Here is a 13,849-nt window from a genome sequence, read left to right on the forward strand (position 1 = left end):
ACGCCGTCTTTGCCCGACCGACCAGGCGGTCAGTCGGTTGATGCGGTATTAGCACCTGTTTCCAAGTGTTATCCCCCACTTTTGGGCAGATTGCCCACGTGTTACTCACCCGTTCGCCACTCGCACTTAAAACGCTGAGTGCAAGCACTCATTGTTAAAAGATTGCGTTCGACTTGCATGTATTAGGCACGCCGCCAGCGTTCGTCCTGAGCCAGGATCAAACTCTCATTTTAAAGTTTGTGACTCATAAATTTTACTAGCGAATTGACTTCGCAAATGTTGTTTGCACTTATCGTTAAGATAAGCAACCTCACACATTTGATTTGTCGAAACTTTGTTCAGTTTTCAAAGATCTACTTCTCTGATATAATCAGCACCATCATTATATCATGATACATGTGATTAAATCAAGAACTAATTTTACCAATTATTTCGTTAGTGTCTGAAACACAACTTTTATAATATATCAATTCTTCACAACGATGTCAAGAAAAAAATATTCACTCAACTGATCAACAGGCAAGCATTTGTCTTTCAAACAACAAATACAATATTACCAACGAAAACATCGACCGTCAACACTTTTCTAAAAATAAATTTATCTAAGTATAAATAACGAATTTTAAACTCAGACAAGCATAAAAAAACCATACTTTTCCATATTAAATCCACCACCTTTTAAATATAGTTCGTCATTGTCTAAATACAAATTTACTTTAAATTTTTAACGGAATTTCAAAAACATTACCGACCTAAAACTTAAAATAAAACTCATAAAAAAAAGGCTGGGACAAAACTAGTTGTGCGGTTATAAAAGGGCCATCGATCTATCCCGTTAAATGGGTTAGATCGATGGCCCTTAAACGTGTTTCAAAAGATTGAAGCCGATTTGTCTCACTCTCAATGTAATACTATTTACGCCATTCTCGTCTTTCACTTTGTTGCGGCCAAAAATGGCGTAAACGACTTTTGCCCGCTCTCTAAAAACTATTTTGTTATTTTTTTAACTCCATGCATATATGGCTGTAATACTTCTGGAATAGTAACAGAACCATCTTCGTTTTGACAATTTTCTAAAATCGCAGCGACTGTCCGTCCTACCGCAAGGCCTGAACCATTTAAGGTGTGCACAAAATCCAACTTACCATTTTCATCACGGTACTGAATGTGAGCACGTCTGGCTTGAAAATCTTCGGTATTAGAACAACTAGAAATCTCACGATAGGTGTCTTGTGCTGGCATCCAAACTTCTAAATCATGAGTCATAGCCGCACTAAATCCCATATCCCCTGTTGATAACGTGATAACGTGGTAAGGAAGTCCTAGCTTTTCCATAATGCTCCCTGCATTTTCTGTCATTTTTTCCAATTCATCATATGAATCCTCAGGTTTAGTATATTTGACCATTTCAACTTTATTAAATTGATGCATTCTAATCAAACCACGAGTATCACGACCAGCGCTACCAGCCTCCGAACGGAAAGAAGGACTTAAAGCTGTCACATAAACAGGAAGTTTCTCATCAGGTATAACTTCCCCCCGATAATAATTAGTCAACGGTACTTCAGCTGTGGGGATCATAGTCATGTTTTGTCCTTTTATCTGATAAACATCTTCTTTAAACTTTGGAAATTGCCCCGTACCAAACATTGAATCATCGTTAACGATATACGGTGTTATCATCTCCGTATAACCTTCTTTTTCATGTTCATCCAGCATGAAATTGTACAAAGCGCGTTCTAATTTTGCACCCAAACCTTTATAGTAAACAAAACGTGCTCCAGAAACCTTTGCACCACGTTCAAAATCTAAAATATCTAAATCTTCCCCGATATTCCAATGAGCCTTAGGTTCAAAATCAAATTTCCGTGGTGTCCCAACTTTACGTATTTCGACATTCGCACTTTCATCTGATCCAACAGGAATCGTTTCATTAGGTAAATTAGGTAGACGGGCTGCCATATCGTTGACCTTGGCCACTGCTTGATCAGCTTGTTCATCTAATTCCTTGATTTTTTGACCCACTTCACGCATTTTAGCAATCGCATCAGATGCATCTTCTTTATTACGTTTAGCTTGAGCTATCTCACCAGAAACTTTATTACGTTGACTTTTTAGCTGTTCAGTTTGATTCAAAAGATCGCGACGTTTCTGATCCTCATCCAATAAAGCATCAATTTCTTCAGCAGCAACGCCACGAGTACTTAAACGAGCTTTAAACTCGTCTGGCTTTTGTCTAATCATTTTTACATCTAACATAAATAATTCCTCCTCGTATAATTATCTTTTATATATCTCAACCAATGACCTTACCTTAAGTATCAAACCAATATAAAAAGCAAGCCTCTCATCCCACAATTGGGACGAAAGACTTGCTTTTTCGCGGTACCACCCAAGTTCGAATCGTTAATTCGCACTTAACTAAATAACGGTCTCCCGTGCAGCATTACCTGCCCACCAAAAGATACATTGGAATTTCAGCTTCACAGTTCACACCCACCACTGTGTCTCTGACATGCTTACTTAAGATGTACCATGACGTTTATTTATTCAACTAACTTTAATATAATTGAAAATTTTAAAAAGTTCAACCTTTCTTATCCTTTTTTTCATCATTTATCTCATGTATGGTTAAATCAACCTCTTCAAGTGGAATCAGTTTGGTCTTATGCCGAATTTTATAGTAAATAAATAAAATCAAAAATAACGGCACTGACATATAAGAAAACAAAATTGCTTGCCAATCAAAACTGGCAAATGAACCCAGATCCTGTCCAATTATAACTAAAATACACAAAATAAGTGCTAAAATTGGACCGAACGGAAACCACTTAGCGTGATACTGTAATTCAGATAAATCATGACCTTGCGCCTTAAATGCTCTTCTGAAACGATAATGTGAGATCGCGATCCCGACCCACGCAATAAAACCACTCAAACCACTCGCACTAACCAAGAAATTATAAATTCGATCACCAAAAATACTTGTCGCAAATGTGATCAAACCAACAGCCGCTGTACCGACCAACGCAGGCATTGGGATCCCACGAGTATTAACCCGTTTGAAGATCTTAGGTGCGTCCCCAGAAACACCGAGAGAAAATAACATCCGTGTCGAAGCATACATTCCGGAATTGGCTGCAGATAATACTGAAGTTAAGATCACAGCGTTCATGATCCCGGCTGCACCTGCTAGGCCAGCTCGACGAAAGACTAATGTAAATGGACTGATGGTAACATCACCCGCATCAGAACCCAGTAAATTAGGACTAGTATAAGGAATCAATGCAGCAATTACGAAAATTGACAAAATATAAAACAAGATAATTCTCCAAAATACCTGCTTGATCGCTTTAGGGATACTTTCACCCGGGTTCTCTGATTCACCAGCAGTGATCCCGATCAATTCAGTTCCCTGAAAAGAAAAACCGGCAACAACAAAAACAGATAAGATCGTTGGGATACCGCCAACGAAAGGAGCCTTCCTATAAACAAAGTTTTCCAAATATGTAGCATGTCCATTGATAATACCAAAAATTGTTAAGAACCCGACTACTAGAAAAACAATGACAGTAACGACCTTGATCAAAGCCATCCAATATTCGGTTTCACCAAAAGAATTGACTGACAAAGCGTTAATAATAAAAATAATTGCCAAAGCACCTACACTAAAAGCCCAACTTGGAACACGTGGAAACCAAAACTTTAAAACTAAACCAACTGTTGAAACATCAACAGCTAATGTGATCGCCCAGTTAAACCAATAGTTCCATCCCATCGCAAAACCCATTGCTGGATCAACGAATCGGCGCGCATAAGTCGCAAATGACCCCGTCACCGGAAGATAAGTTGCCATTTCGCCTAACGATGTCATTAAGAAATACACCATTAATCCAATTCCAATATACGCAACTAAAGCCCCACCTGGTCCGGCAGTTGAAATTGCAGAACCACTAGCGACAAATAACCCAGTACCAATACTTCCACCTAACGCGATCATTGACACGTGTCTTGTCTTTAAAGACCGCTTGACCCCATTGGCCCCATCTTGTTGACCAGACACTTGCTGGCCATTAGTAACTTCAGAAACATTTCGTTTCTTCAAAATTGTTCCCTCCAAATAAAAGTTTATTCGAAGAGGCGACCAAGAAAATAATAAAATAAACAAAAAGGCACGGCTTTCAAAAATCGAAAACCGCGCCAACTGATATTCTATCAATAATCATCCCGTAAAAACGGCAAATAACATCTCGATAGCGCCCCGTAGGGTATTCCCCACGACAGTTCCTAGTATCTTATACTAGATCCCAGCTAACAACGCGAAAAAACATTGTCAACTTCGGCAGTACTTTCCTTTCACATGACCTCCGTCCTTTTTCTGACTAAGCCATCTTACTCTTAAAGTCTGCGACCTCTTTTCGATAATTTATATTATAAAGCCTTACAGGTTCAAATAACAAATAAAAAAATTTAGATATCGTAATAAATATTTTATCTTAGCTTAAGATTCTGAATGCCTAATTTGAGAGTCCATCTCTCCGAGTTCAAAATCATGGCCCATAAATTCATCATTATCCAGCGGAAAATGCTGCTCAACACTCGCGAATGGTTGTATTGTCAAGATCCCTTCACTAACTTTAAAATCAAGTAGATGACCGCCTAAAGAATGGTCGTCATTCAGGTAATGCAGGTGAAAACCTGCTGAAGCCATTCCTTGGAAAAGTTCTGGTGAAAAATAACCGATCACCGTTCCCTGACTCTCATTTTCTTCAAAAACAGCTTGTTTGTCTGCCACTTGAGAAAGTGTAGGATAAGGTCTAGTCTGTGCGGCTACTGCCCGCGTTTTAACATGCTTAAACTGACCCGTGATCTTGACAGCAAAAAAGATATTCTGCAATGATCGTTTGGAAAATATTTTTTCATCTAGATCATTTTCAGCTAGGTCCACTACCCTTTCTCCTACCTGATCACTGTTATCAAAATGAACCGTGGCAAATGGAACCAAGGTATCAGCTGGTAAAATATCAATTTGACCATCGCTTTTAACCAGATAAGCAGTTCCATCTAAGACAACCATTTCGCCACCTAATCCGGCGGCTGTTCCGATCCCTGTGTCACCTTTTTTTAAAAGGTCTCCAACTGGAAATGTACCATCAAATAAACCTGGAACTAAAGTTGCCAAAGTTCCATGTTGAAATAGTTTCGAAAAGTTTTTTGTCAAAAAAACAACCTCCTCGTTTTATTAAACATGATTAAAAACATAATCATTTAAATACATTAGTTTTACCGTAACTGGTCATCTAATAATTGCTCGCCTAGTTCTTGGTTAAAGCTATAATCGACCGGGATATCAACTATGACCGGACCATCTGTAACAAAAGCTTGGTCAAGTACCTCGTCTAATTGTGCAGCGGCAGTGACACGTAAACCTGTTGCACCGAAACTTTCTGCATATTTGACAAAATCGACTGGACCAAACTTAACTGCAGCTGACTGACCGTATTTCATCTCTTCTTGAAACTTGACCATATCGTAATTACCATCATTCCAAATGATATGAACAATGTTTAAATTCAACCGGACTGCAGTTTCCAGATCCTGTGCAGAAAACAAGAAACCACCATCACCTGATACAGAAACGATCTGTGTTTGTGGACGAACCAGTGCAGCTGAGATCGCCCAGGGCAACGCTACACCTAACGTCTGCATCCCATTACTAAACAACAAGTGCCGTGGCTCATAACTTCTAAAGTGACGAGCCATCCAGATATAAAAACTCCCCACATCAACTGTAACGGTCATTTCATCAGAAACTCGTGCCTGTAAAGCATGGATCACCGAAAGTGGATGGCAACGAACTTGGCCTTCTGACAATGCTGGTGGCTCATCCCTTAACTTTAGCTGCCCCCGTAATTTTTCCAGAAATGGTAACGATCCTTCTGGTAACTTAAATCCTTTCATATACGGTAATAAAAACTCTAGTGTTTGCGAAATATCACCGACTAATTCACGTTGCGGTTGGAAATTTTTGTCCAATTGTGCACGCATTGAATCAATCACCACAATGCTTTTATCAAAATTAGCATTCCAGTTACGCGGTTCATATTCAACGGGATCATAACCAATTGCGATCACTAAGTCGCTTTCTTTAAGTAATTGGTCGCCTGGCTGGTTACGGAAAAGGCCCACACGACCAAAGAAATCGTCTTCTAATTCACGTGAAATAATACCTGCACCTTGGAATGTTTCAACGACTGGCAAATGAGTATCACGCACAAGATTACGGATCGCAGTTGTCGTTTCGGGGTCTGAAGCACGCATTCCGACTAATAGAACAGGTAATTTTGCTTTTTTGATCCGCGAAGCTAACAAGGTGGACTCGATCGGACTAGCTGGTCCTAAAATTGGAGCCGGGATCGGTGCCAAAACCTCGGTTTTCATTTCTGCATCCGTAACATCTTGTGGAATAGAAATGAAACTTGCACCCTGCTTGGCACCCTCGGCTTCTTGATACGCATTTGCAATAACTTCGGAAATATTATCTGCATCTTGAACTTCCGCATCGTACTTAGTGATCCCAGCAAAAACTGAAGTATTATCCATACTTTGATGAGTCTGGCGCAAAAGATCAGTCCGTTGAACTTGTCCTGACAAAGCCAAAACAGGGTCCCCTTCAGTCGTAGCAGTGGCTAAACCTGTTGCTAAATTAGAGGCCCCAGGACCGGATGTTGTGATAACAACGCCTGGATGGCCAGTGATCCGCCCAATACCTGCAGCCATAAAAGCAGCGTTTTGCTCATGGCGTGTCAAAATAAACTTAGGAGCTTTTTTATTTGTTGGATGATCAAGTTTTTCAAAAACCCGGTCTATCTTAGCTCCTGGTATACCAAAGACATACTTAACATCATGATTGATCAAACTATCTACAACTGCATCAGCACCATAATACTTTTCTTTTCTCTCTGTCATGAATATGCTCCTTTTTATTAAGCTCATAAAACAACTAAAACTTGACTTAATTTCTAAATAAGGCTAAAAATTTGCATAAAACCGCTTAGTCCTCATTGAGTCCCTTAATATCTTCTTCTGATAAATTATTCCAATCAACTAACGGAATTTGGTCAACCTTGAAAGTTTGCCATATCAAATCTTGAACTGTGACACTTCCAATATGATCAGACCACAAGCGATCAGCATGGTGGAAAGCATCAGTGATCGCACCATCAGCTTTCATCGCTAAGGATGGAAAATCTTGGAAAGCATGCTCAAAAAATCCTAAATCGGGAAATGTATCAACTTTTCCTTCTGTTGCATGATAGATTTCCAATAAAGTGATCTCTTCTGGTTCTTTAGCAAGTGAAAAACCACCGCTATTACCAGAAACTGAAGTGATCAATCCTCCTACTACAAGCTTGCGCATAATTTTGTGCAGATATGTAGCAGAACCGCCTAAAGTTTCATTGATAACTCCTGATGATACCGGGATATCTCTTTTTTGTGTAGCTAATAATGCGACGATACATGCGGCTTGTTCAAAACCTTTCGTCAACTGCATTGTTTTCAGACCTTTCTATCTCTCGTGTCAATATTTTAACATAATATAACTCACTAATTTTTTTGTTTGGTAAAAAAACATCAAATACTTCTTTTTGACTTTGAAGCTTAAAACCATTGTTTTGTAAAACTTTACAAGATGCTACATTATCTGAATACACCCGTGCCTGTAAAAATAATGTACCTCTTTTTTTCTCCAAATCACAGAGCTTCCTCAGGGCTTTTGTCATTAACCCTTGGCCCCAGAAATTTTGGTTCAATGCATAACCAACTTCATAACCACTTTTTTCTAAAAGACCATTCGGCTTGATTATTTTAAATGAACCAATATTTCCAATGACTTTATTGCTAACTTTTTCTTCTATTGCCCAAACACCATCCTTTCGTAAAATATTTTGGAAAGATATTGCATCCTTTTTTGTCCGTAAAGCAGTAAAATTAGCTGCTTTAGCTACCTTAGTTTGTGAGCCATATTCCAGCACGTCCAGCCAGTCTTCGTCACGAAACTGCCGTAAAAGTAAACCATCTATTTCAACCATACTTAGCTCCTTTGGTTTGGAGAAATTTATCCAGTTGATCACGTTATACTTTATTTGTATTCCATCAAAAGATCATTTGTCATTTCTATGATCATTATTCTTATTACTCTTTTTTGGATTTTCGAATGTATATGTCGATTTCGTGCGACGTTGCGGTAAAGTTGCGATAATAAATGAAACTAAGTCACCGCCAGGAATAAAAAGTAATAACGCCAAGTAAGCTGGTAATTCAATATCATGTAACCTTCTGATCATAGCAGTTAATAATGCAACATAGAAAAATGCTAACCACGCGGCCACACAAAGTTTCGAGATGATCGCCACATTTCCAGGCAAAACCCCTTGGAATAATGACACGATCAAGCTGATCAATACACCTACTGGGATCGACAATAAAAATGTTCCTAATAACCCCCACCAAAAATCAGCACGACCCATTCTCTTATTGACATTCACCCAATCTTTAATGAAAAGTTTAGTCGAAGGGACTACACCCGATTTAAATGATTCATTTTTACCTAAAACATGAACCTGGATACCTTCTTTTTTGGCCTCTTTAATAAATTCCTTCAACTTCTTAGGATCACTAATATCGATAGTTGGTATCTCATTATTTTTTTGGTCGTCTTCTTGTTGGTCGTCTACTTTTTCTTTTGATTGTGGTGTCTCATCTAATTCCTTCAACAAAATTTGGGCTTGATCTAAACCACAATAAGAACAGTAATTAGAGTTAACTGGAATTTTTTTACCACATCGTTTACAGTTTTTCTTTTCGATTTCAATTACATCAAATTGTTGGTACGTTTCACAATAAGAACAACGCATGTTTTCTGTTTCGTTCTTTTTTCCGCATCTCTGGCAATAAAACATTGCTGACTTTAACATCCTTTCTTGCAGCATGTTGGGATCTCTTAAAAATTATTTAACGGTTGCCATTTACTTTAATTAAAATAAATACGCTCGCCAAATATTTTTTTACGATCTACTACTATTTGCATATTATATCATGTTTTTCTAAAGCCCATTAGTCCCAAGGTATTTGACAAATAACACTTTTCCAAAAATCATTCTAGCTATCATAAATATCGTTATTTAATATAACATGGATACAAAGTGGTTTTTAATTTTTACTAATTATGAAGTATAATCATTGTGTACTAAGATATAAAGCCCTAAAATAATTACTTAATAACAAGCAACTGGCTTAAAGACTAATTAGCAGCTATACTCAATAGTTTAATTATTCAGTCGGAAACTCAGAGAATAATTTTTAATATTCCCTAAGCTTGTTTCTTGCAGGAGGAACTTTATGGCACACAGAAGAACGCAATATGATGAATATGACCAATATAATGAAAACCAACAAGCTGAGGAAAACTTACGAAGACACCGTCCTCCTCATCGCAGATTAAAAGGCTGTTTTTTTTGGGTCCTTTTAACTTTTGTAGTTGTTTTGCTAGTTGGTGGTCATTTTGCTTTTAAAAAATATCAGACAGCCCATTCAACGATCAATACGATCCATCAGGAATCAGGTATACGCAAAGTCAGGGACACTAATAGTACTCTTAAAAAGGGACGTCCTTTTTCCATTTTACTTATGGGAACCGATACAGGTGCGTTAGGGCGCTCATACAAGGGAAGGACCGACACCCTAGTTCTAGCCGTTCTTAATCCTAAAAAGGAATCAATGACTTTAGTGAGTTTGCCGCGGGATACTGAAGTAGCTGTCCATGGGCATGAAAATCAGTATCCCTCCAAATTAAATTCTGCATATTCCTATGATGGTTCAGCATCCGCTGTCCAAACCGTGCAAAAATACTTAAATGTCCCAATTGATTATTACGCCACGATCGACATGGGTGGCCTGGAAAACTTGATCAACGCTGTCGGCGGTATTGATGTTTCTCCTGCTTTATCTTTTTCATATGGGGGTTACTCTTTTATTAAAGGCAAAAAAACACAGATGAATGGGAAAAAGGCATTATCCTACGTGCGCATGCGCTATTCCGATCCCCGTGGTGATTATGGTCGGCAAGAACGGCAACGGCAAGTTTTAATGGCAGTTGCAATGAAGGCTACCCAAGTCAAAAGTTTATTAAACGAAAAATTTCTTAACACAGTTTCAAAACAAATGAAAACCGATCTCAGTTTTAACAATATGTTGCTCTTAGCTGCTAAATATCGAAAAGCAACACATCATATGAACTCGACTCATCTTCAAGGAGAGTCTACGATGATCAACGGGGAATCCTTTGAAGTTCCAAAAGAAAGTGAGAAGCAGCGAATTACTGACTTACTAAGAAAAGCACTTGATCTTTCTTCAGCTTCAACAGGAAGTACCTTAAGTTCAAGTGATGAAATAAACATTAATTAATAATAAAAAGAGCTTTGAAACTGGGACATAACCAGCTGTGTGATTCTAAAAGGGCCGTCGATCTATCCCAATTAAAATTGGGTTAGGTCGGCGGCCCTTAAATGTGTTTTAAAGTCTCTTTTTATAGTACAAAAAAACGAGCTCCATCACAGAACTCGTTTAAATTTAATTTTTATTAGTCTTTAACAACGTTAGCTGCTTGTGGGCCACGGTCGCTGTCTTCAACATCAAATGTTACATGTTGACCTTCGTCCAAAGTCTTGAAGCCTTCAGCTTGGATAGCTGAGAAATGTACGAATACATCACTGCCGTCTTCACGTGTGATAAAGCCATAACCCTTGTCTGCATTAAACCATTTTACTGTTCCTTGTTCCATTATAATGGATCCTCCTTGTTGCGCCTTTCGGCACGTATATTGTAATTCTAGTCGGCGCTTTATGGAGGAAATTATGAAACATCCTTACCAAAAAAACCTGTTCAAACTACATAAAGAATTATAACACAGTCCCAAAATAATTGATACAGCTAATTTAAACTAATTAACAAAAATATAATGAGCAGCTTTATAACTAATGCTGACTTCTTCTCCTGTATCGCTCAATTTGACCTTTACTGGCCCTTCAAAGGGTACATGTTCTTCGACTAAAAATTTATCACCGATATTTAGTTTAATTTCATCCAAGTATGTCAACAATTCGTGGTTGTCAACAAACCGATCAACTGATTTAACAGATCCAGCTGGAGCATCAACTAGCAAGTCATAGCTTTCCTCTGCATAATCACCGTCGATACTTGGAATCATACCACCATGTGGACAACGTTTAGGATGACCCAAAAAGTCATCCAAATGTTGTACTAAATTATCACTCGTGGCATGCTCTAAAACTTCTGCGTCATAGTGTACATCTTGCAACTTATAATTCAACTTAGAAACCAAAAAGGTTTCCCAAAGTCGGTGTCGCCGAATTAGATCTTCAGCGATCTCGATTCCTTCATCTGTTAATGAGATCCCCGCATAAGGTGAGTGGATCACTAATCCCTCACCCACTAATTTGGTTACCATTTCTGTCACGGAACCAGCAGCAACGTTTAAACTCATCGAGATCTGCTTGTTGCTAACTTTACGTTGTTTACCACCCAATTCAAATATGATTTTTAAATAATCTTCTTTTTTCGGGGTCAAAACTATTCACCTCATGTTTTATTTTAATTAACAAACTATTTAACTCAAGTTACTCTTGCCCCAAAGACCTTAACTGCTGCAAAGCTGCAACCAGGTCTGCTGGTATTTGACTGTGAAATATCATTTGTTTATTTGTAAACGGATCAATAAAAGATAAATCAGTAGCATGTAGGGCTTGTCTTTGTAAACCATATACAAATTTACCACCATATAATTCATCAGCCAACAACGGATGCCCCAAATATTTAAAATGGGCACGTATCTGGTGAGTGCGTCCAGTATGCAGCTGCACTTCCACTAATGTAGCGGCCGTCCCAAAATTTTCTTTGATCCAGTATTCAGTTTGAGCCTGTTTCCCTGCTGAATTGACTTCCTGAGCATAGCTATTTGGTGCTTGACGTAAGGGCTGATCGATCAAACCATGTTCAAATTCCAACTGGCCCTCAACTAATGCAAGATACCTTTTATCCACACTGTGGCTTTCCATTTGACGATTGATCAGTCCTTGGGCAAAACGATGCTTTGCAATCAACGTTACCCCGCTAGTAAATCGATCGAGCCGCGTTAAAACATGTGGCACTAAGTCCTTAGCTTTTTGCATAATTAAATGTCCCTTGACCCGATTAACTAGCGTATCGCTTCGATCACTTGGCCCTGGGACACTATTTAAGCCTGCCTGCTTATCGACTATCAACCAGTTACTATCTTCATAAATTACATTTAATTGACCGTCACTGGGTGGTACAGCGAGATCAGGTTTTTCGGGATCAAGTAATAAAGTTATACCACTTGGAGCCTGAAGTACAAAATTCAAAGTTTTGCGCCGCTGGTTCACTAAAACTTTCCCCTGTTTGTGCTTGATACTACGAAACATTCGGTGACTGACGCCTTTCTTTGACAAAAAGCTTTTAACTGTTTCTGTTTCGTTGTCTTCTTTCTGCCATGTAAACTTCATTCCTTAAATCCTTTCGTCTCAAACATCATTCACAATTAATATATTTCTATCACATAACGAGTGTACGAAGTTTATTATATCAGAATTTTTATTTTTCTAACGTACCCCAAAAAAAATTTAACTATTTCTTCTAATAAATCTACCAAACAAAGCCACTAATAATAAAAAGATCCCAACATATCCAAAAAAAGATGCATCATGGATAAAAACTGCAAGTACAGAATTTCCGTAATCTGTAATGAGTGATTGATACATGCCTACAGACGCAGCCAAATTATCGACCACACCACTGACCCTCACTAGCTGTGCTAATAACCAAACTATTAAACCATTAAAGAAAAATGCTAAACCTGCATAATGTGCTGATCTAAAAAATGACCTCGTCTGAAACAGTAAAGCAACAAGTAAAATTACACTAATAACCATCCCAAGATAAAACATCGTCGTCATTTTTTTCTGTGACTGTCGTAAAAATTGCCCACCTTTTTGCAATAAGGAATTATGCACCTGATTGTTAATTGCCGCTTCGACTTGGGCGATAAAGTTACTCTTGTAACTTAAGAATTCCTCAGATCCTGTATTTATACCAGCTTGATGAACTTTTCCCATAAAGTTTTTCGAAACCTGCTGAATTATCTTATTGGGAGCAATCAAGTTGCTTTTACCCGCATACAGATTATCTATGACTTCATTGACGTCATCTTTAACCTGTTTTTTAGAAATCAATTCTCCCTTTATATGAAAATTCGTTTCCGTATCAGTCACAAAGGAATTAACAGTCGCAGAAAGTCCTTGATGCAAAACCGTGACATTTTCATTTGTTACGATCTGTTTTTTTGTAAAATCCTGATTCAAAAAAGAATCTTTCGCACTCATTCCGACTAAGCCGCACATCAAAGTAAGTGTTAAAAGAAACGTCAATAATTGACTGATATTATTTGAAGGCTGCTTTGGCTGGGCAAAATGTTGTCCACTTTTTGAACGCTTTATTTCTTTATCTGGAGAAGTCATATCAATACTCCCTTAGTAGTTTCGTTGCTATAATCATAGCATAGAGCCACACAATAATTAAAAATTATCTCCTGTTAGTAGCTAAGATTTTCTTACTCTTATAATCATAATCTGTCCAAAACAATATCCATAAGTTATAGCCTGATTTACAATCCAAGTGCAACACAAGTCAAAATTAAACAAAAAAGCCATAAAGGCCTAAACTATAAGTGTCTAAACTAAATAGAAAGGCA

Annotated in this window: 12 protein-coding genes, 1 rRNA gene and 1 riboswitch; of the genes, 1 reads left to right on the forward strand and 12 read right to left on the reverse strand. The window is 38.0% G+C overall.

Going from position 1 to position 13,849, the window contains the following annotated elements:
• The 8 genes from LACPOB_RS0100160 to LACPOB_RS0100195 form a co-directional block, all read right to left on the reverse strand.
• Positions 1-233 (reverse strand): 16S ribosomal RNA (locus LACPOB_RS0100160); the annotation flags it as partial.
• 754 nt (positions 234-987) lie between these two features.
• Complete coding sequence (gene serS, locus LACPOB_RS0100165) at positions 988-2,259, reverse strand: serine--tRNA ligase (RefSeq protein WP_017866835.1); 1,272 nt, start codon at positions 2,257-2,259, stop codon at positions 988-990.
• A 328-nt stretch (positions 2,260-2,587) separates the two neighbouring features.
• A complete protein-coding gene (locus LACPOB_RS0100170) occupies positions 2,588-4,063 on the reverse strand; it encodes an amino acid permease (protein WP_026142679.1) in 1,476 nt (491 codons plus the stop codon).
• 183 nt (positions 4,064-4,246) lie between these two features.
• A riboswitch (Lysine riboswitch) is annotated at positions 4,247-4,425 on the reverse strand.
• Positions 4,426-4,501: 76 nt separating this feature from the next.
• Positions 4,502-5,221, reverse strand: coding sequence for an acetolactate decarboxylase (gene budA, locus LACPOB_RS0100175; protein ID WP_017866837.1), 720 nt, complete (start codon positions 5,219-5,221; stop codon positions 4,502-4,504).
• Positions 5,222-5,283: 62 nt separating this feature from the next.
• Positions 5,284-6,969: an acetolactate synthase AlsS gene (gene alsS / locus LACPOB_RS0100180; protein WP_017866838.1), complete on the reverse strand. Its 1,686-nt coding sequence runs from the start codon at positions 6,967-6,969 to the stop codon at positions 5,284-5,286.
• 85 nt (positions 6,970-7,054) lie between these two features.
• The gene (locus LACPOB_RS0100185) at positions 7,055-7,555 is read right to left on the reverse strand and encodes an Rrf2 family transcriptional regulator (protein WP_017866839.1); all 501 of its coding nucleotides are present in this window, start codon (positions 7,553-7,555) and stop codon (positions 7,055-7,057) included.
• Positions 7,533-8,093: a GNAT family N-acetyltransferase gene (locus LACPOB_RS11395; RefSeq protein WP_017866840.1), complete on the reverse strand. Its 561-nt coding sequence runs from the start codon at positions 8,091-8,093 to the stop codon at positions 7,533-7,535. Before LACPOB_RS11395 ends, LACPOB_RS0100185 begins: the two co-directional genes overlap by 23 nt.
• Before the next feature lie 72 nt (positions 8,094-8,165).
• Positions 8,166-8,993 (reverse strand): zinc-ribbon domain-containing protein, encoded by an 828-nt coding sequence (locus LACPOB_RS0100195; protein ID WP_017866841.1) that lies wholly within the window; start codon positions 8,991-8,993, stop codon positions 8,166-8,168.
• A 409-nt stretch (positions 8,994-9,402) separates the two neighbouring features.
• On the opposite strand from LACPOB_RS0100195, the gene LACPOB_RS0100200 reads away from it, so the two are divergent.
• Positions 9,403-10,467, forward strand: a complete 1,065-nt coding sequence (locus LACPOB_RS0100200) for an LCP family protein (RefSeq protein WP_017866842.1) — start codon at positions 9,403-9,405, stop codon at positions 10,465-10,467.
• 175 nt (positions 10,468-10,642) lie between these two features.
• Here LACPOB_RS0100200 and LACPOB_RS0100205 read toward each other — a convergent pair whose 3' ends face one another.
• The 4 genes from LACPOB_RS0100205 to LACPOB_RS0100220 form a co-directional block, all read right to left on the reverse strand.
• Positions 10,643-10,843, reverse strand: coding sequence for a cold-shock protein (locus tag LACPOB_RS0100205; protein ID WP_017866843.1), 201 nt, complete (start codon positions 10,841-10,843; stop codon positions 10,643-10,645).
• 159 nt (positions 10,844-11,002) lie between these two features.
• Positions 11,003-11,650, reverse strand: a complete 648-nt coding sequence (locus LACPOB_RS0100210; RefSeq protein ID WP_017866844.1) for a metal-dependent transcriptional regulator — start codon at positions 11,648-11,650, stop codon at positions 11,003-11,005.
• Positions 11,651-11,699: 49 nt separating this feature from the next.
• Positions 11,700-12,605: an RluA family pseudouridine synthase gene (locus LACPOB_RS0100215; RefSeq protein ID WP_017866845.1), complete on the reverse strand. Its 906-nt coding sequence runs from the start codon at positions 12,603-12,605 to the stop codon at positions 11,700-11,702.
• A 117-nt stretch (positions 12,606-12,722) separates the two neighbouring features.
• A complete protein-coding gene (locus LACPOB_RS0100220) occupies positions 12,723-13,616 on the reverse strand; it encodes a hypothetical protein (protein ID WP_017866846.1) in 894 nt (297 codons plus the stop codon).
• Positions 13,617-13,849: the final 233 nt, after the last annotated feature.

The sequence above is a fragment of the Ligilactobacillus pobuzihii E100301 = KCTC 13174 genome (assembly GCF_000349725.1).
Taxonomy (GTDB): Bacteria; Bacillota; Bacilli; order Lactobacillales; family Lactobacillaceae; genus Ligilactobacillus; species Ligilactobacillus pobuzihii.